Here is a 23,825-nt window from a genome sequence, read left to right as displayed (position 1 = left end):
TCATGCGCGTTCTGATTATCGAAGACGAGGAAAAAACCGCGGACTACCTGCACCGCGGCCTGACGGAACAGGGTTACACCGTGGACCTGGCCCGCGACGGTGTGGAAGGCCTGCACCTGGCGCTGGAAAGCGATTACGCGGTGATCGTCCTCGACGTGATGCTGCCGGGCCTCGACGGCTTCGGTGTGCTGCGCGCCCTGCGCGCGCGCAAGCAAACCCCGGTGATCATGCTCACCGCCCGCGAGCGGGTCGAAGACCGCATCAAAGGCCTGCGCGACGGCGCCGACGATTACCTGGGCAAACCCTTTTCCTTCCTCGAGCTGGTGGCGCGCCTGCAAGCGCTGACCCGTCGCAGCGGTGGCCATGAACCGGTGCAAGTAAGCATCGCCGACCTGTGGATAGATCTGATCAGCCGCAAGGCCACCCGCGCCGGCACACGCCTGGACCTGACCGCCAAGGAATTCTCGCTGCTCAGCGTTCTGGCCCGCCGCCAGGGAGAAATCCTGTCGAAAACAGCGATCGCCGAAATGGTCTGGGACATCAATTTCGACAGCGACGCCAACGTGGTCGAAGTCGCGATCAAACGCCTGCGGGCCAAGCTCGACGGGCCGTTCGAAGAGAAACTGCTGCACACGATTCGTGGCATGGGTTATGTGCTGGAGAGCCGTGGTGTCCAGTAACTCGATTGCCCTGCGCCTCAGTGGAATGTTCACCTTGGTGGCGCTGCTGGTATTCCTGCTGATCGGCTGGGCGCTGTATCAGCAGGTCGACAAAGGTTTGGGCCTGCTGCCCGAAGCCGAACTGGACGCGCGCTACAGCGTGCTCGAATCCACGGTCGGCCGTTACGGTACGCCCGAGCATTGGGTGAAGATCAACAACAAGCTCAAGCTGCTCGGTGAAGAAGACAAGCGCATCAGCTTCTGGATCATCAGTGGCGATCCACTCTACGAATACGGCAACCTGACACCGCAGATCCGCGCGTTTGCCCAAGGGCCGCTGGGCATGCGTGACATGAAATTGCCGGATCAGCCCTACCCGCTGAAAGTGCTGGTCAGTCAGTTCCCGGCCAAGGATCAGCGCCCACCGCTGCGCTTCATGATCGGCATCGACACCGAAACGTTCTACCAGACTCAACACCAACTGCTGATCGCCCTGATCGGCCTGGCGATTGTCGGCGTGCTGCTGGCCTCGGCACTGGGTTACTGGGTGGCGCGAATCGGGCTCAAGCCGCTGATCAAGTTGTCTCAGGAGGCCCAACGCCTCGCCCCGCCCTTGCGCTCAGGGCGTTTGCGAATGTCATCACTGCCACCGGAGCTGAACCAGTTCGTCAATTCATTCAACTCCACGCTGGAGCGGGTCGAGCAGGCTTACTCGCGCCTGGAATCGTTCAACGCCGACGTCGCCCATGAGCTGCGCTCGCCGTTGACCAACCTGATCGGCCAGACCCAGGTTGCGCTGACCCGTGGACGCTCGGCGGAGCATTATTTCGAGGTCTTGCAATCGAACCTTGAAGAGCTTGAGCGACTGCGCTCGATCATCAACGACATGCTGTTCCTCGCCAGTGCGGATCAGGGCAGCAAGGCCACCCAACTGATTGCCACTTCGCTGGCCGATGAGGTGGCGACGACCCTGGAATACCTGGATTTCATCCTCGAAGATGCCCAGGTGAAGGTACAGGTCAGCGGCGATGCCCAGGTGCGGATCGAGATCGCGCACCTGCGAAGGGCGCTGATCAACCTGTTGAGTAATGCGGTGCAGCACACCGGCCCCGGACAGGTGATTGAGGTGCACATCGAAGCCCAGGAGCATCAGGTCAGTATCGGCGTTGCCAACCCCGGCTCGCCGATTGCCAGCGAACACCTGCCGCGCCTGTTCGAACGCTTCTATCGCGTCGACGCCTCGCGCAGCAACAGCGGCAACAACCATGGGTTGGGCCTGGCAATCGTCAAGGCGATTGCGCTGATGCATGGCGGGGATGTGTTTGTGCGCAGCGATCACGGCATGAACACCTTCGGCATTCACCTGCCCGTCTGACCCCACCCCTTGTGGGAGCGAGCCTGCTCGCGAAAGCATCACCTCGGTTCCTGAGCTGTACCGAGTCGCCTGCTTCGCGAGCAGGCTCGCTCCCACAATGGTTTCAGTTTACGAACCAACTACTGTTGCTTTTTGTGTAACAGTCCTTTCATGAATCCGCTCTTTTTCCCATCGCCGGATATCCCTATCTTTGCCGCCATCAAACAGCACTTGCCAAGCAAGAAGGTTTTAAAGATGTCCAACAGTATGGGTATTGCCAGCGCTTTCGTTTTGTCCTCTTTGTTCGTAACCCCATTCGCCATGGCTGAAGAGTCGCAGACCTTCGCTGCACAAAATGCAGCACGCGTCGCCGCGTACGAACAGCACCAGATCGAGATGACAGCCAAAGCTCAGCAAGCCACCCAGGCCCCGCAAGCATCGAGCACTCAGGCCCAACCACAGGCCGAGAAAGACAGCTGATATCTGCGCCTCGCTCCAGTTTCCCTCGACACTTTTCATCGGCTCTTCCCTTTGAAAAGTTGTCTTCCAAGCCGCTGCCATCAGCGGCTTTTTTTCGTTGTGGATTTAAACCCGCCGGCTTCGGCACACCTGCCATAAACATCCCCGACCAGCAAAACAGTGACGTTTCAAGTTGACTCAAGGAGCTTTACCGCACGTGCGTTTCCCATTTCGATTCACACCGTTGTTCATTGCAATCGCTGCAACGATGGCCTCCAGCGCCCAGGCCGCCGATGATTCGCCCGCCGCAGGATTCGTCGAAGATTCGAGCCTTCATCTCAACGCCCGCAACTACTACATGAACCGCAATCGCTTGCAGCAGGCCGACGACAACATCGAGTGGGGCCAGGGTTTGCTGGGGGTCTTCGAATCGGGTTTCACTGAAGGCGCTGTCGGCTTCGGCATCGATGCCCATGCCATGCTCGGGCTCAAGCTCGACGGCGGTGGCGGCACGGACAATTCGAGCATCCTGCCGGTCAGCGATGGCAACGGCAAAGCGCCGGGGTCGTTCTCGACTGCCGGTGGCACCCTGAAAATGCGTGCTTTGGATACCGAATTGAAGGCCGGCGACCTGTTTCTCGCCAATCCGGTGATCGCCGGTGGCGAAACCCGCATGCTGCCCCAGACCTTTCGTGGGGTCAGCCTGACCAACCACAGCATCGACGGCGTGATGATCGAAGGTGGCCAGGCCAGTTTCACCAAACCGTACAACCAGAGTGGCCATACCCGCATCGGCACGTCCTACGGCAGCCTGCCCGAGGGCAAGGACAGCCAGCATCTGAACTGGGCCGGCGTAGCCTGGAGCAGCCTGCCGGGACTGACCAGCAGCCTGTATGCCGCCGAGCTGAAGGACATCTGGAACCAGTACTACTTCGACCTGGATTACACCTACGCACTCAATGACCTGATCAGCCTCAACCCGGGCCTGCACTTCTATCACACGCAAGACACTGGTGATGCGCTGCTGGGCAACATCGACAACAACACCTACAGCCTGCATTTCACCGTCGGCGTGGGTCATCACAGCGTCACTGCCGCTTACCAGCGGGTCAACGGCAACACCCCGTTCGACTACATCAGCCAGGGCGACAGCATCTTCCTCGACAACTCCCAGCAATACTCAGACTTCAACGGTCCGAATGAACGCTCGTGGAAACTCAAATATGCCTACGACTTTGCCGGACTCGGCCTGCCGGGTGTGACATCGGCCGTGTCGTACTCACGAGGCGAACTGGACCTGACCCAGGTTGACCCGGACAGTCCCGGCTATGCCGCGTTCTACAACGCCAACGGCAAACACGCCAGGCATTGGGAGCGTGACATTGACCTGAAATACGTGGTCCAGAGCGGTAAAGCCAAGGACCTGGCACTGCACCTGCAATGGGCGACCAACCGTGGCGGCAATGGTTACGGCGCCCTGGATCAGGACACCGATGAGTACCGGGTGATCGTCGACTACCCGATCAATGTGTTCTGATCAACCGCGTAACCTGTAGGAGCCGGCTTGCCGGCGAAGGCGGCGCATCAATAGACATGCGGGTGCCTGACACGCCGCTATCGCCAGCAGGCCGGCTCCTACAGAGATCAGAGGTTTGCTGTCGCGGGCCTTTTTCCTGGCTGCTACGGTTATGGGACTACGCTTACTCAGTCATTCCCGCAGACTTCAGCCCCATGACCGTACGCCGTACTTCCAATGGTTCAGGCAACGCCGGACGGCCCGAGATCCTGGTGATCCTCGGTAGCATCCTGACGGTCATTGCGATTCTCAGCATCGTCACCTTTCTGCTGATCCGCGAACACGCCAACGCCCAGCAGGCCGCCACACGCAGTGCAACCACCATCGCGCAATTGATCGACGCCGACGTGCTGCGCACCGTGGAGCTCTACGACCTGACCCTGCAAGGCTTGATTGCCGCGGCGCAACGGGATGACCTGAAACAGGTTTCGGCGCAAATCCGTCACCTGGTGCTGTTCGACCGCTCCACTACGGCGCGCTACAAGGGCGACATTCTGTTGCTGGACCAGAAGGGTGAAGTGCTCGCCGACTCGTCATTGATCGAGCCCAAGCCGGGTAACTTCGCTGACCGCGATTATTTCCTCGCCCATGTCCAGAACCGCGACAGCGGCATGTTCATCAGCCGCCCGTTCAAACCCCGTTGCGACTGCGCCTACAGTGACGAATGGCAAATCAGTTTCAGCCGGCGCATTTCATCACCCACCGGTGAGTTCCTGGGTGTCGCGGTGGCCTCGATGCGCCTGGCGTACTTCGATCAGTTGTTCAACAGCCTGGACATCGGTACTGGCAGTACGCTGGCCATCATCAATGACGACGGAGTTCTGTTGGCACAGAAGCCGTTTCTGCAAGACAACTCAATTGGCAAAAGCTTCGCCGGCCGGCCCAACGTCGTGCGCATGCTGCGCGAGGGCAGCGGCAGCTTCGACGGCGTGTCGAGCATCGACCGACAACAACGCCTGTATACCTTCAGCCGGGTCGGAAACCTGCCGCTGACGGTCATCGTTGCCCTTTCCGGCGACGAGGTATTCGCCACCTGGCAACGCACGGCCATTGTGATCAGCGGCGCCACCGGAGTCCTGTGCGCCGCGTTGCTCTGGCTGACCTGGTTGCTCTGTCGCGAACTGCGCCTGCGCCACTGCGCCGAGCAGGAACTGGCGCAACTGGCCGCCACCGATGCCTTGACCGGCGTGGCCAATCGCCGGACGCTCGACCAGACCCTGCGCCACGAATGGTTTCGGGCGCAACGCTCCGGCAAGCCGATGTCAGTGCTGATGATCGACGCCGATCACTTCAAGGCCTTCAACGATCGCCATGGCCACCAGGCCGGCGACGAGGCTCTACGCTCACTGGCCGAGGTCATTGGCGCCAACGTCCATCGCCCGACAGACCTGGTGGCCCGCTACGGCGGCGAGGAGTTTTCGGTGATCCTGGCCGAAACCGACCACGCAGGCGCGCGGCAGATCGCCGAACGCATCCGTACGCAGGTGGAACAGTTGCCCGTGGTGGCAGGCGATGACCAGCCGATGACCGTCAGCATCGGCATCAGCACCTGGACGACAGCGAGCGATATCAGCCTGGAGCAGTTGCTGTTTTTGGCGGACAAGGCGCTGTATCAGGCCAAGGAACGGGGGCGAAATCGGGTGGTTTGTGCCTGAAATGTGTGTCGCCTCTTCCGGCCCATTCGCGGGCAAGCCTCGCTCCTACAGGTTCGCGCAGACTTTGTAGGAGCGAGGCTTGCCCGCGAAGAGGCCCGACCAGGCACTACAAAAATCAGGGCATAAAAAAAGGCCACCCGAAGGTAGCCTTTAAAAACTAGAGAGGTTTTTTACTTACACGGCCGCAACAGGGCGCATGTAAGAAATCGGTGCAGTGCTGGCGTCTTCAAAGGTCACGACTTCCCAGGCATCTTTCTGTTCAATCAACTTGCGCAGCAGTTGGTTGTTCAGTGCATGTCCGGACTTGAAGCCCTTGAACTCACCAATCAGGCTATTGCCCAGCAGGTAGAGGTCACCAATTGCATCGAGGATCTTGTGCTTCACGAATTCGTCTTCGTAGCGAAGACCGTCTTCGTTCAGTACGCCATCCGAGTCGACCACGATAGCGTTTTCAACGCTGCCGCCGAGTGCGAGGTTGTGCTTGCGCAGGTACTCGATATCGCTCATGAAACCAAAAGTACGGGCGCGGCTGACTTCTTTTACGAACGAAGTGCTGGAAAAATCCACGCTTGCACTTTGTGTGCGATCACGGAAAACCGGGTGATCGAAATCAATCTCGAAACTCACCTTGAAACCTTCGAAAGGGACGAAAGTGGCGCGCTTGTCGCCGTCTTCCACTGTCACTTCGCGCAGGATGCGGATGAACTTCTTGGCGGCGTCCTGTTCTTCCAGGCCAGCCGATTGAATCAGAAATACGAAGGGTCCAGCGCTACCATCCATGATCGGGACTTCGGACGCGGAGAGCTCGACGTAGGCGTTATCGATGCCCAGGCCAGCCATGGCCGAGAGCAAGTGCTCCACCGTATCCACTTTGGTGTCACCGTTGACCAGCGTGGTCGACATCGTGGTCTCACCAACGTTTTCCGCGCGTGCAGGGATCTGCACCACCGGATCGAGGTCGGCACGACAAAACACAATGCCGGTGTCGATCGGCGCAGGCTTGAGGGTCAGGTAAACCTTCTCCCCGGAGTGCAGACCTACACCTGTGGCACGGATAATATTTTTCAGTGTGCGTTGTTTAATCATGGCTTGGGCCGCTTCAGCGCAAATTGCGAACTGGTATCAACAAAGGCTGGCGATGATAGCAGACCACGCCTTTGCTGAACACCAATCACCTTCATAGCCCTGATACATTTCATCAATCGGCCTGACGACGCAGGAAAGCCGGGATGTCCAGATAATCCAGATCATCCTGTGGATTCATCTTCGCGGCAGTCGCAGCACCGGCCTGAGCCTGGTTGCGCATGACGGTCGGACGGTCCAGGTCACGGTAGTTCACTGCTGGAGCTTCCTGACGAACAGGGGCTTGTTGTTGTGGCTGGGAAGCCATCGATGTGTGAACGGTATTGTCGATGACCTTCACAGGCTTCTCGATTTTAGCGCCCAGACCGGTCGCAACGACAGTCACGTGCAGCTCATCGCGCATGTCCGGATCGATAACGGTACCGACCTTGACCATGGCGTGCTCGGAAGCGAAGGCTTCGATGATGCTACCCACGTCGGAGTACTCACCCAGGGACAGGTCAGGACCGGCGGTGATGTTCACCAGGATGCCGCGTGCACCTTGCAGGTTCACGTCTTCGAGCAACGGGTTGCGGATGGCCGCTTCAGTCGCTTCACGTGCACGGTTCGGACCGCTGGCGCAGCCAGTGCCCATCATTGCCATGCCCATTTCGCTCATCACGGTACGTACGTCGGCGAAGTCGACGTTGATCATGCCCGGACGCTTGATGATGTCGGAGATACCGCGAACGGCACCGGCCAGTACATCGTCAGCCTTGGCGAAAGCCGACAGCAGGCTGGCGTCCTTACCGAGGATGGTCAGCAGCTTCTCGTTGGGAATGGTGATCAACGAGTCGACGCTTTCCGACAGCAGGCGGATGCCTTCGTCAGCCAGCTGCATACGCTTGCGGCCTTCGAACGGGAACGGACGGGTCACCACCGCAACGGTGAGGATCCCCATTTCCTTGGCCACTTCAGCAATGATCGGCGCAGCACCGGTACCGGTACCACCGCCCATGCCAGTGGTGATGAACACCATGTTGGTGCCCTGCAGGACTTCGGCAATGCGCTCACGATCTTCGAGAGCGGCCTGACGACCTACTTCAGGGTTTGCACCGGCACCCAGACCCTTGGTCACGCTGGTACCCAGTTGCAGGATGGTCCGCGCGCTGATGCTCTTCAGCGCCTGGGCATCAGTGTTGGCGCAGATGAATTCAACGCCTTCAATGTTGCTCTTGACCATGTGATTCACGGCGTTGCCGCCGCCACCGCCAACACCGATAACTTTAATAACCGGGCTTGCGGGGATGTTGTCTACGAGTTCGAACATTTTCCCTCTCCTTTACGTTCTCTAGTTTTTTCGCCTACTGCCTGTATCTACAACGGTGTAGCGGTGCTGCGGTGAATCTTAGAAATTGCCCTGGACCCAGCTCTTGATGCGATCGAGCAAGGCGCCTTTCGGTTCTTCGTTGCTGTAGCTGTCGCGACTGCCGATACCCGAGAACGAAATGCCGTCGGATTGTTTCTGCAGGCCGTACATCAACAGGCCGACACCGGTGGAATAAATCGGGTTGCGGACCACGTCATCCAGACCCCGCACGCCATGAGGCACGCCCAGGCGCACCGGCATGTGGAAGATTTCCTCGGCCAGTTCGGTAGCGCCTTCCATCTTCGACGTACCGCCGGTCAGCACGATGCCGGCCGGGATCAGGTCTTCGTAGCCGCTGCGACGCAGCTCGGCCTGGATCAGGGTGAACAGCTCGTCGTAACGCGGCTCGACCACTTCGGCCAGGGCCTGACGGGACAACTCGCGCGGTGGACGGTCGCCAACGCTCGGCACCTTGATGGTCTCACCGGCACCGGCCAGTTTGGCCAGGGCACAGGCGTAGCGGATCTTGATTTCTTCGGCGTACTGGGTCGGGGTGCGCAACGCCATGGCGATGTCGTTGGTCACCTGATCGCCCGCAATCGGGATCACCGCGGTATGACGGATCGCGCCTTCGGTGAAGATCGCGATATCAGTGGTGCCACCGCCGATGTCCACCAGGCACACGCCCAGCTCTTTCTCGTCATCGGTCAGCACCGAGTACGCCGACGCCAGTTGCTCGAGAATGATGTCGTCGATTTCCAGGCCGCAGCGACGCACGCATTTTTCAATGTTCTGTGCGGCGTTGACGGCGCAGGTGACGACGTGAACCTTGGCTTCCAGTCGCACACCGGACATGCCCAGAGGCTCGCGGACGCCTTCCTGGTTATCGATCACGTAATCCTGCGGCAGGGTGTGCAGCACGCGCTGGTCGGCCGGGATTGCCACGGCCTGGGCGGCGTCGAGCACACGCTCGAGGTCGGCGGAGCTGACTTCGCGATCACGAATTGCCACGATGCCGTGGGAGTTCAGGCTGCGGATATGATTGCCGGCCACGCCAACGAACGCCGAGTGGATGCGGCAACCGGCCATCAGCTGTGCCTCTTCGATGGCGCGCTGGATCGACTGCACGGTGGACTCGATGTTCACCACCACGCCTTTCTTCAGGCCGCGGGACGGATGGGTACCGATCCCGACGATTTCCAGCGTGCCGTCGCCCGACACCTCGCCTACCAGCGCCACCACCTTGGAGGTGCCGATATCGAGACCGACGATCATTTTGCCGCTTTGAACGTTTGCCATGGGTCCTGCCTCTCTTAATTCTTCGCGACAGCGGGTTGGGCTGTCGTAGGCGCTACAGGTTCGCGCCAGCCAACGGCCAGGCCGTTGGCATAACGCAGATCGATGCGCGCAATGTTCGTAATCTGTTCTTTAAGCGTCTTGTCATAGATGGCAATGAAACGGCGCATCTTTTCCACCAGGTTGCCGCGTCCCAGCAGCAGTTCTATTCCAGGGCCCGCACTGCCGGGGCCAGTGGTCAGGAACCAACTGCCTCGTTCACGCAACTCCAGGCGTGCAATCGAGAAACCCAGGGGCCTGAGCATCTGGCTCAGCACCTGGTATTGCTGCATCACTTGCTGTTGAGCCCGCTGTGGGCCGAACAGCTGCGGCAGGTGTTCATAATTCGCCAGCTCACGCGGCGTGAACGCCTGTCCCTGGTTGTTCAACAGCGATTCGTCGCCCCAGCGAGCCACCGGCAGTTGTTCTTCCAGGCGGATCACCACTTGATCCGGCCACACCCGCCGTACCTCGGCATGGGCAATCCATGGCATCTGTTCCAGTTCGGTGCGCATGCTCGCCAGGTCGATGGTGAAGAAGCTCGACGCCACATAAGGGGCGATTCGCTGCTGCACTGCCTGCTGGCTGATGTAGCTCAAGTCGCCCTGCACATTGATCCTGGTGATCGGTCGGTCGGCGTACGGCAGCAAACGCTGTGCGCCTTCGTAAGTACCGAACCCCAATGCGACCAACAGCACCGGCCAGAACAGACTTTTCAGAAAGCCGAAATTGGCTTTCGGCAGGCGCGCAGACATCGGCTCTTTGGCCACCATTCGGCTGGCACCCCGCGGCACCGGCTTGCGGCCGGGTGCGGGGGGCTGATGTCTCAACTGTGCGCCTTGCATGGTCTTAACCTCGCGGCTCTTGCTGACTGGCAGCGTTGCGGCCAACGCTCTCGGCCAGAATGGCCAGAACCAGTTGCTGGAAATCCAGGCCGGCCGCACGGGCCGCCATTGGCACCAGGCTGTGATCGGTCATGCCCGGCGCGGTGTTGACTTCCAGGAACCAGAACTGCCCTTCGGCGTCCTGCATCACGTCCGCCCTGCCCCAACCGGCAATACCCAGCGCCTCACAGGCTTTGGCCGTGAGGTCCATGAGTTCCTTTTCCTTGGCGCTGTCCAGCCCGCACGGAATGCGGTACTGGGTATCGTTGGCGATGTACTTGGCGTCGTAGTCGTAGAAACTGTGCGTCGTGCCCAGGGCAATGGGAGGCAACACCTGGTCACGCAGGGTGGCGATGGTGAACTCCGGACCTTGAATCCATTGCTCGACCAACACTTGCGAATCGTAGGTACTGGCCGCTTTCCAGGCGTCGATCAATTCGGACGCGGAAGTCACTTTGGCCATACCGATACTTGAACCTTCATGCGCCGGTTTGACGATCAAAGGGAAGCCCAGTTCCGTGGCCGCCGAAATACAATCGGCCTCGCTGCTCAGCACCGCGTGACGTGGCGTCGGAATGCCCAGGCTGTGCCAGACCTGCTTGGTGCGCAGCTTGTCCATGGCCAATGCCGAGGCGAGGATGCCGCTGCCGGTGTAAGGAATGCCCAGGCATTCGAGCAGGCCTTGCATGCTGCCGTCTTCACCGCCACGACCGTGGAGGATGATGAAGGCGCGGTCGATTTTTTCGTTCAGCAGACGCTGCAGCAGATCATCGCCCACGTCGAGGCCGAACGCGTCCACGCCCGCGCTTTGCAGCGCATCGAGAACCGCATTGCCCGACTTCAGGGACACTTCGCGCTCGGCACTCTTGCCGCCGAACAGCACGGCGACGCGGCCGAAATCTTTCGGCGCGACAGTGGAGACGAGGTTGGCGTAGGCAGCAGTCATTTCAACTTCCCCTCGACCGGCGCGGCCACGGCGCCGGCGAACAACTCGCTTTTCAACAGTTTTGGTGCGAGACCGCCGATATCACCGGCGCCCTGGCACAGCAGAATGTCGCCCGCACGCAGCAGCGGCTTGACCAGCGGCGCGAGGTCGACACCACGCTCGATGTAGATCGGGTCGAGCTGGCCACGCTGGCGGATGCTGTTGCACAGCTTGCGGCTGTCGGCGCCCGGGATCGGTTCTTCGCCGGCCGGATAGACTTCCATCAGCAGCAATACGTTGGCGTCGGCCAGTACATTGACGAAGTCGTCGTACAGGTCGCGGGTACGGCTGTAGCGGTGCGGCTGATAGACCATCACCAGTCGGCGCTCCGGCCAGCCACCACGTACAGCCTTGATCACCGCTGCGACTTCGGTCGGGTGGTGGCCGTAGTCGTCGACCAGCATGACGTTGCCACCGTCCACCGGCAGTTCGCCGTAGACCTGGAAGCGCCGGCCGACGCCCTGGAACCCGGACAGGCCCTGGACGATGGCTTCATCGCTGACGCCTTCATCGGTGGCGATACAGATGGTCGCCAGTGCGTTCAATACGTTGTGGTTGCCCGGCATGTTCACCGAGACATCCAGCGGCTCGCGATCCGGACGCAGCACGGTGAAGAAGGTCTGCATGCCTTGCTGGCGGACATTGATGGCGCGCACGTCACAGTCGTCGCCGAAGCCGTAGGTCACGGTCGGACGCTTGACCTGCGGCAGGATTTCACGCACCACCGGATCGTCCAGGCAGACCACAGCCAGGCCGTAGAACGGCAGGTTGTGGAGGAACTCGACGAAGGTTTTCTTCAGTTTGTTGAAGTCACCGTCGTAGGTCGCCATGTGATCGGCGTCGATGTTGGTGACCACGGCCACCAGCGGTTGCAGGTGCAGGAAACTGGCGTCGCTTTCGTCGGCCTCGGCGATCAGATAACGGCTGGTACCGAGCTGGGCGTTGGTGCCCGCGGCATTCAGACGGCCACCGATCACGAAGGTCGGGTCCAGGCCACCGGCGGCGAACACCGAAGCGATCAGGCTGGTGGTGGTGGTTTTGCCGTGGGTACCGGCGACGGCGATACCGTGGCGATAGCGCATCAGCTCGGCCAGCATCTCTGCACGCGGCACCACCGGAATGCGGCGCTCCAGCGCGGTGGCGACTTCCGGGTTGGAGGTGTTCACGGCACTCGACACCACCAGCACGTCGGCAGAGGCAGCGTTTTCGGCACGGTGACCGATGAAGATCTGCGCGCCGAAGGATTCCAGGCGCTCGGTGACCGGCGAAGCTTTCAGGTCGGAACCGGACACTTCATAGCCCAGGTTCAACAACACTTCGGCAATCCCGCACATGCCCACACCGCCGATCCCGACGAAGTGGATGCGACGGATGCGGCGCATTTCCGGTTGTGGCATGGCTTTCTTATTCTCAACCATGGGCCACCTCCAGGCAGGTATCGACCACATTTCGGGTGGCATCGGGTTTGGCCAGGCGGCGGGCCGCAGTGGCCATATCATTGAGTCGTTGCGGTTGCATCAGGACCTCTGTCAGGCGAGCGGCAAGATCCGCTGCGCCAGTCGTTCTTTGCGGCATCAGGAAGGCAGCGCCTTCGCGGGCCAAATAATCGGCGTTGCGGGTCTGGTGATCGTCGATCGCGTGGGGCAAGGGCACCAGCATCGAGGGCAGACCGGCGGCAGCCAGTTCACTGATGGTCAGCGCACCGGCGCGACACACCACCAGGTCGGCCCAGCCATAGGCTTGGGCCATGTCTTTGATGAAGGGCTGCACTTGCGCCTCGACGCCAGCCGCGCGATAGCGCTCTGCAGTCACTTCATCGTGATTTTTGCCGGCCTGATGGAACACTTCCGGACGCAAGTCGACGGCGACTTGCGACAGGGCGTCAGGCAGCAACTTGTTCAACGGCTCTGCCCCCAGGCTTCCGCCCAGGATCAGCAAACGTGCCTTGCGACCGCCCAGGGCAGGTCGCGGTGTCTCGAGGAACAGCTCGGTGCGCACCGGATTACCGGTGGTCCGTCGGCTGCTCGACAGGGTAAAGGTGTCGGGGAACGCTTCACAGACCCGGGCGGCCAACGGCACCAGCAACCGATTGGCGGTACCGGCCACGGCGTTCTGCTCATGAACGATCACCGGCACGCCGGCCAATTTCGCAGCGACGCCGCCAGGACCGGTCACAAAACCACCGAAACCAACGACACAAACCGGCCGCAACCGACGAATGATCGCCCGCGCCTGCCAGACCGACTTGAGAACCATGAACGGCGCCTTGAGCAAGGACAACTTGCCCTTGCCCCGCACACCGCTGGCGTTGATCCGGTGCAACTCGATACCGGCTGCCGGAACCAGGTCGTTCTCGATGCCGCGCGGCGTACCGAGCCAGTGCACCGTATAACCGCGGGACTGGAACTCGCGGGCACAGGACAATGCCGGAAACACGTGGCCACCGGTGCCACCAGCCATGATCAATACGTTAGCGCCCATGGTTCGGCTCCTCGGCGAAGTCGCTCTCATGGAACTCCATCTCTTCACTGCCCAAATGAGTTCGACTCTCCCACTCGATGCGCAGCAGCAAACCGAGACAGGCACAGCAGATCACCAACGAACTGCCGCCATAACTGAGAAATGGCAGGGTCAGGCCCTTGGTCGGCAGCAGGCCGACGTTCACCCCGATGTTGATCAGGAATTGACCAATCCACAGGAACGACAGGCCGTACGCCACATAGGCGGCAAAAAACTGCTTGGCCTTCTCGGCCCACAATCCGATGTACATGCCACGAATACAAACGAAGACGAACAGCGCGACCGTGCACAAAGAACCCACGGCACCCAGTTCTTCAGCCAGGACCGAGAACACGAAGTCGGTGTGGGCTTCCGGCAGGTAGAACTGTTTCTGCACGCTGTTGCCCAGGCCAACGCCCAGCCATTCGCCACGACCGAATGCGATCAATGCCTGAGACAACTGATAGCCGGCGCCGAACTGGTCGGCCCATGGATCGGCAAAGTTGGTCAGACGCGCCATCCGATACGGCTGCATTTGAATCAGCAACACCACCGCCGCGACCGCCAGCACAACCATCAGGGAAAAACGGAACAGCCCGACGCCGCCGAGGAACAGCATTGCCGCGGCAGCCCCCATCATCACGACGGTGGCACCGAAGTCCGGCTCCATCAGCAGCAGGCCCGCCATTGGCAGCAGAACGATGAACGGCTTGAAGAAGCCCATCCAGCTTTCCCGCACTTCCTTCTGGCGACGCACCAGATAACCGGCGAGGTAGATCACCACAAACACCTTGGCGATCTCGGACGGCTGCACGTTGAAGAAGCTGAAACCGATCCAGCGCATCGAACCGTTCACTTCACGGCCGATCCCCGGGACGATCACCATCACCAGCAAACCGAAGGCACCGATCAGCATCAGCCAGCCCAGGCGTTGCCAGGTGGCGATCGGAATCATCATGGTGACAACGCAGGCACCCAAGCCCAGCACCACATAAATAAGGTGGCGAATCATGTAATACAGCGGGCTGCCCGACTGTGCCGCCGCCACTTCGGTGGAGGCCGATGCAATCATGATCAGCCCCAGCCCCAGCAGCGCCAGGCAACCGGCGAGCATCGGGAAGTCGAGGTCGATGCCGCGCCCGGTGATGAGTGGCGATGGGAATGGCTTGATAATGCCTTTGAGGCTCATGCCAGATCCTCCACGGCGCGGACGAACTGGTGACCACGGTCTTCGTAGTTCTTGAACATGTCGAAGCTGGCACAGGCCGGCGACAGCAGCACCACGTCACCTGGCTGGGCAGCGGCGCGGCACTGTTCCACGGCTTCGACCAGCGAACCGGCGCGAATCAACGGGACGGCGTCGCCAATGGCCTCACCGATCTTGTCGGAATCACGGCCCATCAGAATGACGGCACGGCAGTTGGCTGCCACCGGAGCACGCAGATCCTTGAATTCGGCACCCTTGCCGTCGCCACCGGCAATCAGCACGATTTTGCCGTCGATGTCCGCGCCCAGGCCTTCGATGGCGGCCAGGGCAGCACCGACGTTGGTGGCTTTGGAATCGTTGTAATAGCCCACGCCTTCCAGGTCCCGCACCCACTGGCAACGGTGTTCCAGCCCGGCGAAGTTGCGCAGGGCCGAGAGCATGGCATCGAACGGCAGGCCGACGGCGTGGCCAAGGGCCAATGCCGCCAGGGCGTTGGACTGGTTATGGGCGCCGCGAATTTTCAGCTCGCGCACCGGCATCAGGTTCTGGAACTCGAAAGCCAGGTACTTCTCGCCGTCTTCTTCGCGGATACCGAAAGCCTTGAAGTCCGGTTTGTTCAGGCCGAAGGTCCAGCAAGGCTGACCCTCGCCCATCAGCGGACGGCTCAAGGCATCCTGGCGGTTGACCACGAACTGCTTCGCACCACGGAAAATCCGGTGCTTGGCCAGGTGATAGGCCGGCAGACCGCTGTAGCGATCCATGTGGTCTTCGCTGATGTTGAGTACGGTCGCCACTTCGGCGTTGAGCTGATCGGTGGTTTCGAGCTGGAAGCTCGACAGTTCCATCACATACAACTCGACGTCGTCGCTGAGCAGATCCAGTGCCGGCGTTCCGAGGTTGCCGCCGACGGCGACACGCTTGCCGGCCGCAGCCGCCATCTCGCCGACCAGGGTGGTCACGGTGCTTTTCGCGTTGGAGCCACTGATGGCCACGATCGGCGCCTTCGCGTTACGCGCGAACAGCTCGATGTCGCCGGACAGCTTCACGCCACGGGCAGCGGCAGCCTGCAGGGCCGGGGTCGCCAGCGCCAGGCCGGGACTCACGTAGAGCTCGTCGGCACGGCACAGGAACTCGACATCCAGCTCGCCACAACGCACTTCCACGTGCGGATAGTCACGCTTGAGCGTGGCCAGTTCCGGTGGATTTTCCCGCGTATCGGCCACGGCAAACGCCACGCCCCGGTTCGCCAGGAAGCGAACCAGGGACATGCCGCTCTTGCCGAGGCCGACAACGATGCGGAAGTGGTCAGAAGCGATCAGAGACACGAATTTCTACCTCAGCTTCAGAGTGGCAAGGCCGATCAGCACGAGAATCACGGTGATGATCCAGAAACGGACGATCACGCGCGGCTCGGGCCAGCCCTTGAGTTCAAAGTGGTGGTGAATCGGCGCCATGCGGAATACGCGGCGACCGGTCAGCTTGAAGGAAGCAACCTGAATGACGACTGACAGCGTCTCCATCACGAACACACCGCCCATGATGAACAGGACGATTTCCTGACGGACGATCACCGCGATGGTGCCCAGGGCCGCGCCCAGCGCCAGTGCGCCGACGTCGCCCATGAAGACTTGTGCCGGATAGGTGTTGAACCAGAGGAACCCGAGGCCGGCACCGATCAATGCGCCGCAGAACACGATCAGCTCGCCCGCGCCCGGTACGTACGGGATCAACAGGTATTCGGCGAATTTCACGTTACCCGACAGGTAGCAGAAAATACCCAGGCCACCGCCCACCATCACGGTCGGCATGATCGCCAGGCCATCGAGGCCGTCGGTCAGGTTGACCGCGTTGCTCGAACCGACAATCACGAAATAGGTCAGGACGATGAAGCCCGCACCCAACGGAATGCTGTAGTCCTTGAGCATCGGCAGGATCAGGGTGGTTTCCACCGGAGTCGCGGCGGTCATATAAAGGAAGATCGCTGCACCCAGGCCGAACACCGACTGCCAGAAGTATTTCCAGCGGCTCGGCAAGCCACGGGAGTTCTTCTCGATCACCTTGCGGTAGTCGTCGACCCAGCCGATGGCGCCGAACAGCAGCGTTACCAGCAATACGACCCAGACATAACGGTTGGTCAGGTCTGCCCATAGCAGGGTGCTGACACCAATGGACGACAGAATCAGCGCACCACCCATGGTCGGGGTGCCGGACTTGGACAGGTGCGATTGCGGGCCGTCATTGCGAACGGATTGTCCGATCTGACGGTTCTGCAGGGTGCGGATCATCCACGGGCCATAGCACAGCGACAAAACCAGCGCGGTCAGCACACCGAGAATCCCGCGCAGGGTCAGGTACTGGAAGACCGCGAAGCCTTTGTAGAACTGTTGCAGATACTCCGCTAGCAGCAGCAGCATTAATGTTTCTCCAGACTGGTCCCGCACAAAGCGGCGACGATGTTTTCCATCGCAGCGCTGCGCGAGCCCTTGATCAAAATGGTGGTGTTTGTGTCTTGCTCGGCGCCCAGGGCCTTGATCAGTTCAGCCTGCGTGCTGAAATGAAAGGCCTGTGGACCGAAGGCGTTGACGGCGTGAAGCATCATCGGCCCGACGGCGTACAGCGCAGAAACCTTGCCACGGGCGTATTCGCCCACGTCGCGGTGCCCCTGCTCCGCCCAATCGCCCAACTCGCCGATATCCCCGAGCACCAGGACGGTGCGGCCGGAAAAGCCGGCGAGTATATCAACGGCGGCGCACATGGAGGTGGGGTTCGCGTTGTAAGTGTCATCGATCACGCGCATGCCGTTGCTGGCCAGTTGTGCGACGGTGCGACCCTTGACCGGTTGCACCGCGCCCAAACCGGTGGCGATGCCGAACAGCGATACACCCAGTGCATGGGCGGCGGCTGCAGCGGCCATGGCATTGGCGACGTTATGGGTGCCGAGCAGGTTCAATTGAACACGCTCCACACCTTCGGGTGTGTGCAGGTTGAACGCCGGGCATCCGCGGGCATCGGTGGCCAGGTCGCTGGCATGAAAGTCCGCACTGCTGTTGGTCAGGGCGAAGGTCAGTACCTTGCGACCGGCTGCGCGCTTCTTCCAGATGTCGAACGCCTTGTCATCCAGATTGAGAACGGCGACGCCATCGGCATCCAGCCCTTCAATAATCTCACCCTTGGCTTCAACGATTTTTTCCGGCCCGCCGAACTCGCCCACGTGGGCGGTCCCGGCATTGTTGAGAATGGCCACGTGGGGCTTGGTCATGGCGACCGTATAGGCAATTTCACCCAGGCGTGAGGCTCCGAGCTCGATCACGGCGGCGGTGTGTTCCGGCGCCAGTTCGAGCAGGGTCAGCGGAACGCCGAGGTCGTTGTTCAGGTTGCCACGGGTCGCCAGCACCGGGCCCCGGGTGCGCAAAATGCTCGCGAGCATTTCCTTGACCGTGGTCTTGCCACTGGAGCCGGTGACCGCAGCGACCGGATGGCTATAGGCTGCACGGTTCAGTGCGCCCAATTGCCCCAATGCCTGACGGGTATCGCTGACCAGCAATTGCGGCAGTGTGCTGTCGGCGACTTCGCGCTCGACCAATGCCGCAACGGCGCCTTTGGCCGCCACGTCATTGAGATAGTCATGGCCATCGAAGCGCGGACCGGCCAAGGCAATAAACAACTGACCCGGCTTGATCGCGCGACTGTCGATGCTGACGCCGTCGAAGCTGGCATCGGCGCCGATCAGGCGGCCACTCAATGCGCCGGTCAGTTCGCTGAGTTTCAAGGCTTTAAGCATGGGCCACCTCCCACGCGGTCAAGGCGTGATCGGCCTCGACCAGATCAGAGAAGGCATGGCGCTCGCCGTTGATTTCCTGATAGTCCTCATGACCTTTACCGGCCAGCACGATCACGTCATCCGCCGAAGCGCCGGCGATCAACTGGGCAATCGCCTGGCCACGGCCAGCGACGAACGTCACTTTGTCCACAGCCGTGAAACCGGCGCGGATGTCATCGAAAATAATCGCCGGATCTTCGGTACGCGGGTTGTCGTCGGTGACCAGCACGCCGTCGGCCAACCGTTCGACCACTTCAGCCATCAGTGGACGCTTGCCGCGATCACGGTCGCCGCCGCAGCCGAACAGGCACAACAAGCGACCCTTGACGTGCGGACGCAGCGCGGTCAGGACTTTTTCCAGGGCATCCGGGGTGTGGGCATAATCGACCACCACCAGCGGCTGAGCGCCGCCACCAAGGCGTTGCATGCGACCGGCGGGGCCTTCGAGCTTCGGCAGCACCTTGAGAATTTCGTCGAGGGCGTAGTCCAGACCGAGCAAGGCGCCGACGGCAGCCAGCACGTTGCTCAGGTTGAAACGACCGAGCAGGGTGCTGCGCAAGTGGTGCTCGCCCTGCGGCGTGACCAGCGTGGCACGCACGCCTTCGTCGCCGAACTGCGCTTCGCGGCAATACAGGTAGGCGTTGCTGTCGAGCAGGCTGTAGGTAATCAGCCGCGACTCGCGTTTATCGGCGGCCAATTGCCGACCGAAATCGTCGTCGAGGTTGACCACCCGGCATTTCAAATCGGTCCAGGCGAACAGCTTGGCCTTGGCTTCGCCATAGGCCTGCATGGTGCCGTGGTAATCCAGATGATCGCGGGAAAGATTGGTCATCACCGCCACGTCGAACGCCAGCGCGGTGACCCGCCCCTGATCCAGGCCATGGGACGAGACTTCCATGGCCACGGCTTTGGCACCGGCCTTTTTCAGATCACCAAGGGTCGCTTGCACGGCAATCGGATTCGGCGTGGTGTGCAGGCCGCTTTCCAGGGCACCGTAGAAACCGGAGCCCAGGGTGCCGACGATGCCGCAGTGCTGGCCGAGCAGGTCCAGCGCCTGGGCCACCAGCTGGGTCACGCTAGTCTTGCCGTTGGTGCCGGTCACGCCGATCAGGTTCAGGTGATGGCTCGGCTCGCCATAAAAACGTCCGGCGATATCCGACAGTTGCGCCGCCAGGCCCTTGACCGGAATCAACGGCACGTCGGTAATCGGCAGCACGGTAGCGCCTTCCACTTCGTACGCCACGGCAGCGGCACCGCGCTGCAGCGCATCGCCAATGTGCGCACGACCGTCGAACTTGCCGCCCGGCACCGCGAGAAACAGGTCACCGGCGCGCACATTACGGCTATCGAGCGCCAATTCACGGATCAACAGATCGTGGCCGGCGTGGGGGAAAATCTTGTTCAGACTCAATGACATCAGCCGCGCCCTCCATTGGCTTTCAGCGGAACGACCGGGGTGGCGTTGGCTTGTTGAACAGGTGGCAGGTTGTCCGGTGTGACGTTCATCAGGCGCAGGGTGCCGGACATCACGCGACTGAACACCGGTGCCGAGACCAGGCCACCGAAGTAACCGGCCTTGGTTGGCTCATCGATGACGACCACGATGGCATAACGCGGATCGTTCATCGGGCCGAAACCGGCGAACAGCGAGCGGTAGGAGTTCTCGGCATAGCCTTTGGTGCCGACCGAGGTTTTACGCGCAGTACCGGATTTGCCGCCAACGTGATACGCCGGCACTTGCGCACGGAATACACCGCGCGGCGCTTCAATCACTTGCTGCAGCATGCCATGCATGGTTTTCGCCACTGCTTCCGGCAGCACCTGGGTGGTTTGCGGCGCCTTGTCGGTTTTGATCAGTGTCAGCGGCGCAAGGCGACCGTTGTTTGCCAGCGCCGAGAAGGCGTGGACCAACTGGATCGCCGTCACCGAGACCCCGTAGCCGTAGGACAGCGTGGCCGTCTCGGCCTTGCGCCATTCGCGGTAGTTCGGCAAGTTGCCGACACGTTCGCCCGGGAAGCCGAGACCCGTGTCCTGGCCGAGACCGAGTTTTTGTGCCAGGCGGAAAATGGTTTCGCCACCAATATCGAACGCGACCTTACTCATGCCGACGTTACTGGAATTGATCAGAATGCCCGTCATATCCAGCACCGGACCTTCGGTCTTGGAGACGTCCTTGATGGTGTACTTGCCAATCTGCAAGGAGCCCGGGTACACCTCGACGGTATCGCTCGGTTTCCAGCGTCCGGTTTCGATGGCGGCGCTCATGGAGATCGCCTTCATGGTCGAGCCCGGTTCGAACACGTCGATCATCGCGCGGTTGCGCATCATCGCCGGTTGCAGGTTGCGACGGTTGTTCGGGTTGTAGGTCGGCTGGTTGACCATCGCGAGGATTTCGCCGGTCTTCACGTCCATGATCACCAGGCTGCCGGCCTTGGCACCATTTTCGATGATCGCGTTGCGCAATTCGCGGTTGGCCAGATATTGCAGGCGCAGGTCAATGGACAACGCCAAGGGCTTTCCGGCCTTGGCGTTTTTGGTGACCTGGACATCCTTGATCAGCCGGCCACGCCGGTCCTTGATGACCTGTCGCTTGCCGGGGACCCCGGCCAGCCATTCGTCATAGGCCAACTCGACACCTTCTCGACCATGGTCGTCGATGTCGGTAAAACCAACCATGTGGGCGGTGACTTCTCCGGCGGGGTAGAAACGACGAAATTCTTCGATTCCGTAGACACCCGGCACTTTCAGGTCGAGCACAGCCTGACCCTGCTCGGGGGTCAGCCCGCGCACCAGGTAAATGAATTCTTTATTGGCTTGAGCTTCGAGACGCTCGGCCAGGGCTTTCGGATCTTGCCCCAGCGCGGCGGCCAGTGCTGGCCACTTTTCCTTGGCCAGCTGCATTTCCTTGGCATTGGCCCATAGGGTAGTGACCGGCGTACTGACGGCCAGAGGCTCGCCGTTACGGTCGGTAATCAGACCACGGTGAGCCGGAATCGGGATATGACGAACGCTGCGCGCGTCACCCTGGCCTTTGAGGAAGTCACGGTCGACCACTTGCAGATCGATGATGCGCCAGGCGATCGCCACCACCATGACGCCGAGCAAACCCAGCACCAGGCGAAACCGCCAGGGAAAGAGCGCGCCTTCGAGTTTCATCATGGCGCCACCATCTGCACTTCGGCGGCACCGGGAATGCGCATTTTCAGTTGTTCGGTGGCCAGGACTTCGATGCGGCTATGGGCAGTCCAGGTGCTCTGCTCGAGAATCAACCGGCCCCATTCGGCTTGCGCTTTGTCACGCACACTCAACTCGTTGTACAGCGAGTTGAGCAACTGACGATTCCAGTGCGCGCTATAGGACACGCCGATGGCAGACACGAGCACGCCAATGAACAGCAGCAGCATGAAAAAGCTTCCGCCGGGCAGTGGCTTGGCGAATAGCTTGCTCACCGCAGCTTCTCCGCCACGCGCATGACAGCGCTACGGGAACGGGGGTTGGCTTTGAGTTCGGCGTCGGAGGCCGTCTGTGCTTTGCCATGGACTTTGATTTTCGGTTCGAAAGCGACATGCCGAACCGGCAGGTTGCGCGGCAGGTTGTCGGCTTCGCCTTTCACCAGCTTGCGCATGAACAGTTTGACGATACGGTCTTCGAGCGAATGGAAGCTGATCACCACTAGGCGACCGCCCACTTCCAGGCACTCCAGGGCGGCTTCAAGACCGGTTTCCAGATCACCCAATTCGTTGTTGACGTGAATGCGCAGCCCCTGGAACGCACGGGTAGCAGGGTTCTTGCCCTTTTCCCACGCTGGGTTGGCGACTTTCAATACTTCAGCCAGATCGCCGGTACGCTCGAACGGCTTGATGTCGCGACGCTCGGCCACAGCACGGGCCATGCGCCCGGAAAAACGCTCTTCGCCGTATTCCTTGAACACGCGGGCGATTTCTTCCACCGGTGCGGTGTTGACGAACTCGGCCGCACTGATCCCGCGGGACGGGTCCATGCGCATGTCCAGGGGGCCGTCATTGAGGAAACTGAAGCCGCGCTCAGGGTCGTCGAGTTGCGGCGAAGACACGCCGAGGTCAAGCAATATGCCGCTGACCTTGCCTTGCAGTCCGCGTTCGGCGACTTCGGATCCAAGCTCGGCAAAGCTGCGCTGCACAACGACAAAGCGGCCGTCTTCGGCCGCTAGCGTCTGCCCGGTGGCAATCGCTTGAGGATCTTTGTCGAACCCGAGCAACCGCCCATCAGGACCCAGTTGGCTCAGGATCAACCGGCTATGTCCGCCGCGCCCGAACGTGCCATCCAGATAGCAGCCATCAGGGCGTACGGCGAGAGCCTCGACGGCTTCGTCAAGCAGTACGGTGATGTGGTTAAAGCCGCTATCAATAGTCACAGGATCAAATCACGCAGTTCATCAGGCATGGCGCCCGGTTGTTGAATAGCAGCCAGGTCAGCGGCAGAAACCGCATTCCAGGCATCCTCGTCCCACAATTGGAACTTGTTCAGTTGGCCTACCAACATCGCGTGCTTATCCAACTTGGCATATTCACGAAGACGCGGAGGAACCAGGAAACGACCACTGCCATCGAGCTCGAGGTCGACGGCATTACCAATCAGTAAACGTTGCAGGCGGCGGTTCTCTTCACGGAGCGAAGGCAGTGCGCGCAGTTTGGTTTCAATAATTTCCCACTCATCGAGGGGGTAAACACACAAACACGGATCAACGGCATCAATTGTGACGATTAACTGACCGGAACTACGCGAAACGAGCTCGTCACGGTACCGGCTCGGCATGGCGAGACGGCCCTTTGCGTCGAGACTGATAGCGTTGGCTCCGCGAAACACGTCAGCGTTTCTCCAAATATTAGCGTTTTGCGCTCAAAAAACCCACTTCATGCCACTTTCCGCCACTTGCGCACACTATAGGAATGCGCCCACCACACCGTCAAGGCGCGGATTGA

General features: G+C 60.8%; 21 protein-coding genes. 5 read left to right on the top strand and 16 right to left on the bottom strand.

The features are described from left to right. Positions 1-2 precede the first annotated feature (2 nt). From BJ917_RS21655 to BJ917_RS21635, 5 genes are all read left to right on the top strand, one after another. Positions 3-680 (top strand): heavy metal response regulator transcription factor, encoded by a 678-nt coding sequence (locus tag BJ917_RS21655; RefSeq protein WP_033056445.1) that lies wholly within the window; start codon positions 3-5, stop codon positions 678-680. Then, the gene (locus BJ917_RS21650; RefSeq protein WP_096509162.1) at positions 670-2,034 is read left to right on the top strand and encodes a heavy metal sensor histidine kinase; all 1,365 of its coding nucleotides are present in this window, start codon (positions 670-672) and stop codon (positions 2,032-2,034) included. Before BJ917_RS21655 ends, BJ917_RS21650 begins: the two co-directional genes overlap by 11 nt. 234 nt (positions 2,035-2,268) lie before the next feature. Beyond that, positions 2,269-2,493 (top strand): hypothetical protein, encoded by a 225-nt coding sequence (locus BJ917_RS21645; RefSeq protein WP_096509161.1) that lies wholly within the window; start codon positions 2,269-2,271, stop codon positions 2,491-2,493. A gap of 196 nt (positions 2,494-2,689) precedes the next feature. Next, a complete protein-coding gene (locus BJ917_RS21640; protein WP_121104465.1) occupies positions 2,690-4,009 on the top strand; it encodes an OprD family porin in 1,320 nt (439 codons plus the stop codon). A gap of 194 nt (positions 4,010-4,203) precedes the next feature. Beyond that, positions 4,204-5,703, top strand: a complete 1,500-nt coding sequence (locus tag BJ917_RS21635) for a sensor domain-containing diguanylate cyclase (protein ID WP_121104463.1) — start codon at positions 4,204-4,206, stop codon at positions 5,701-5,703. 174 nt (positions 5,704-5,877) lie between these two features. Here the strand turns inward: BJ917_RS21635 and lpxC are convergent, their stop codons facing one another. The 16 genes from lpxC to mraZ form a co-directional block, all read right to left on the bottom strand. Next, on the bottom strand, positions 5,878-6,789 hold the full coding sequence (gene lpxC / locus BJ917_RS21630) for a UDP-3-O-acyl-N-acetylglucosamine deacetylase (protein WP_003178240.1): 912 nt from the start codon (positions 6,787-6,789) through the stop codon (positions 5,878-5,880). 112 nt (positions 6,790-6,901) lie between these two features. Continuing rightward, the gene (gene ftsZ / locus BJ917_RS21625; protein WP_095193000.1) at positions 6,902-8,095 is read right to left on the bottom strand and encodes a cell division protein FtsZ; all 1,194 of its coding nucleotides are present in this window, start codon (positions 8,093-8,095) and stop codon (positions 6,902-6,904) included. Positions 8,096-8,173: 78 nt separating this feature from the next. Next, positions 8,174-9,433: a cell division protein FtsA gene (gene ftsA, locus BJ917_RS21620; protein WP_096509158.1), complete on the bottom strand. Its 1,260-nt coding sequence runs from the start codon at positions 9,431-9,433 to the stop codon at positions 8,174-8,176. Between the two features lie 14 nt (positions 9,434-9,447). Then, complete coding sequence (locus BJ917_RS21615) at positions 9,448-10,314, bottom strand: cell division protein FtsQ/DivIB (protein WP_096509157.1); 867 nt, start codon at positions 10,312-10,314, stop codon at positions 9,448-9,450. A gap of 4 nt (positions 10,315-10,318) precedes the next feature. Further along, entirely contained in the window at positions 10,319-11,299 is a 981-nt protein-coding gene (locus BJ917_RS21610; RefSeq protein WP_096509156.1) for a D-alanine--D-alanine ligase, read from the bottom strand. After that, positions 11,296-12,756 (bottom strand): UDP-N-acetylmuramate--L-alanine ligase, encoded by a 1,461-nt coding sequence (murC, locus tag BJ917_RS21605; protein ID WP_121104461.1) that lies wholly within the window; start codon positions 12,754-12,756, stop codon positions 11,296-11,298. The genes BJ917_RS21610 and murC overlap by 4 nt, the downstream gene beginning before the upstream one ends. Then, on the bottom strand, positions 12,749-13,819 hold the full coding sequence (gene murG, locus BJ917_RS21600; RefSeq protein ID WP_096509154.1) for an undecaprenyldiphospho-muramoylpentapeptide beta-N-acetylglucosaminyltransferase: 1,071 nt from the start codon (positions 13,817-13,819) through the stop codon (positions 12,749-12,751). The genes murC and murG overlap by 8 nt, the downstream gene beginning before the upstream one ends. Beyond that, on the bottom strand, positions 13,809-15,026 hold the full coding sequence (gene ftsW, locus BJ917_RS21595; protein WP_096509153.1) for a putative lipid II flippase FtsW: 1,218 nt from the start codon (positions 15,024-15,026) through the stop codon (positions 13,809-13,811). Before ftsW ends, murG begins: the two co-directional genes overlap by 11 nt. Continuing rightward, on the bottom strand, positions 15,023-16,369 hold the full coding sequence (murD, locus tag BJ917_RS21590; protein ID WP_096509152.1) for a UDP-N-acetylmuramoyl-L-alanine--D-glutamate ligase: 1,347 nt from the start codon (positions 16,367-16,369) through the stop codon (positions 15,023-15,025). The genes ftsW and murD overlap by 4 nt, the downstream gene beginning before the upstream one ends. 6 nt (positions 16,370-16,375) lie before the next feature. Further along, positions 16,376-17,458, bottom strand: coding sequence for a phospho-N-acetylmuramoyl-pentapeptide-transferase (mraY, locus tag BJ917_RS21585; RefSeq protein ID WP_008016698.1), 1,083 nt, complete (start codon positions 17,456-17,458; stop codon positions 16,376-16,378). Further along, entirely contained in the window at positions 17,458-18,825 is a 1,368-nt protein-coding gene (murF, locus tag BJ917_RS21580; protein ID WP_121104459.1) for a UDP-N-acetylmuramoyl-tripeptide--D-alanyl-D-alanine ligase, read from the bottom strand. Before murF ends, mraY begins: the two co-directional genes overlap by 1 nt. After that, positions 18,818-20,281, bottom strand: a complete 1,464-nt coding sequence (locus BJ917_RS21575; protein ID WP_121104458.1) for a UDP-N-acetylmuramoyl-L-alanyl-D-glutamate--2,6-diaminopimelate ligase — start codon at positions 20,279-20,281, stop codon at positions 18,818-18,820. Before BJ917_RS21575 ends, murF begins: the two co-directional genes overlap by 8 nt. Further along, complete coding sequence (locus BJ917_RS21570) at positions 20,281-22,020, bottom strand: penicillin-binding protein 2 (RefSeq protein ID WP_177435607.1); 1,740 nt, start codon at positions 22,018-22,020, stop codon at positions 20,281-20,283. The genes BJ917_RS21575 and BJ917_RS21570 overlap by 1 nt, the downstream gene beginning before the upstream one ends. Further along, entirely contained in the window at positions 22,020-22,313 is a 294-nt protein-coding gene (gene ftsL, locus BJ917_RS21565; RefSeq protein WP_003205353.1) for a cell division protein FtsL, read from the bottom strand. The genes BJ917_RS21570 and ftsL overlap by 1 nt, the downstream gene beginning before the upstream one ends. Continuing rightward, entirely contained in the window at positions 22,310-23,257 is a 948-nt protein-coding gene (gene rsmH, locus BJ917_RS21560; protein WP_372237749.1) for a 16S rRNA (cytosine(1402)-N(4))-methyltransferase RsmH, read from the bottom strand. The genes ftsL and rsmH overlap by 4 nt, the downstream gene beginning before the upstream one ends. Next, entirely contained in the window at positions 23,254-23,709 is a 456-nt protein-coding gene (mraZ, locus tag BJ917_RS21555) for a division/cell wall cluster transcriptional repressor MraZ (RefSeq protein WP_007989875.1), read from the bottom strand. The genes rsmH and mraZ overlap by 4 nt, the downstream gene beginning before the upstream one ends. Between the last annotated feature and the right edge of the window lie 116 nt (positions 23,710-23,825).

This window comes from Pseudomonas sp. WPR_5_2, assembly GCF_003634475.1.
Taxonomy (GTDB): domain Bacteria; phylum Pseudomonadota; class Gammaproteobacteria; order Pseudomonadales; family Pseudomonadaceae; genus Aquipseudomonas; species Aquipseudomonas izuensis.
Note: the sequence above shows the minus strand (reverse complement) of the source record. Positions and strands in the feature narration are given on the sequence as shown.

Excerpts from the sequence above, each read along its gene's own strand:
- BJ917_RS21655 (WP_033056445.1), top strand. The coding sequence starts at position 3 with ATGCGCGTTCTGATTATCGAAGACGAGGAAAAAACCGCGGACTACCTG.
- BJ917_RS21645 (WP_096509161.1), top strand. The coding sequence starts at position 2,269 with ATGTCCAACAGTATGGGTATTGCCAGCGCTTTCGTTTTGTCCTCTTTG.
- BJ917_RS21635 (WP_121104463.1), top strand. The coding sequence starts at position 4,204 with ATGACCGTACGCCGTACTTCCAATGGTTCAGGCAACGCCGGACGGCCC.
- lpxC (WP_003178240.1), bottom strand. The coding sequence starts at position 6,789 with ATGATTAAACAACGCACACTGAAAAATATTATCCGTGCCACAGGTGTA.
- ftsZ (WP_095193000.1), bottom strand. The coding sequence starts at position 8,095 with ATGTTCGAACTCGTAGACAACATCCCCGCAAGCCCGGTTATTAAAGTT.
- ftsA (WP_096509158.1), bottom strand. The coding sequence starts at position 9,433 with ATGGCAAACGTTCAAAGCGGCAAAATGATCGTCGGTCTCGATATCGGC.
- BJ917_RS21615 (WP_096509157.1), bottom strand. The coding sequence starts at position 10,314 with ATGCAAGGCGCACAGTTGAGACATCAGCCCCCCGCACCCGGCCGCAAG.
- BJ917_RS21610 (WP_096509156.1), bottom strand. The coding sequence starts at position 11,299 with ATGACTGCTGCCTACGCCAACCTCGTCTCCACTGTCGCGCCGAAAGAT.
- murC (WP_121104461.1), bottom strand. The coding sequence starts at position 12,756 with ATGGTTGAGAATAAGAAAGCCATGCCACAACCGGAAATGCGCCGCATC.
- murG (WP_096509154.1), bottom strand. The coding sequence starts at position 13,819 with ATGGGCGCTAACGTATTGATCATGGCTGGTGGCACCGGTGGCCACGTG.
- ftsW (WP_096509153.1), bottom strand. The coding sequence starts at position 15,026 with ATGAGCCTCAAAGGCATTATCAAGCCATTCCCATCGCCACTCATCACC.
- mraY (WP_008016698.1), bottom strand. The coding sequence starts at position 17,458 with ATGCTGCTGCTGCTAGCGGAGTATCTGCAACAGTTCTACAAAGGCTTC.
- murF (WP_121104459.1), bottom strand. The coding sequence starts at position 18,825 with ATGCTTAAAGCCTTGAAACTCAGCGAACTGACCGGCGCATTGAGTGGC.
- BJ917_RS21575 (WP_121104458.1), bottom strand. The coding sequence starts at position 20,281 with ATGTCATTGAGTCTGAACAAGATTTTCCCCCACGCCGGCCACGATCTG.
- BJ917_RS21570 (WP_177435607.1), bottom strand. The coding sequence starts at position 22,020 with ATGAAACTCGAAGGCGCGCTCTTTCCCTGGCGGTTTCGCCTGGTGCTG.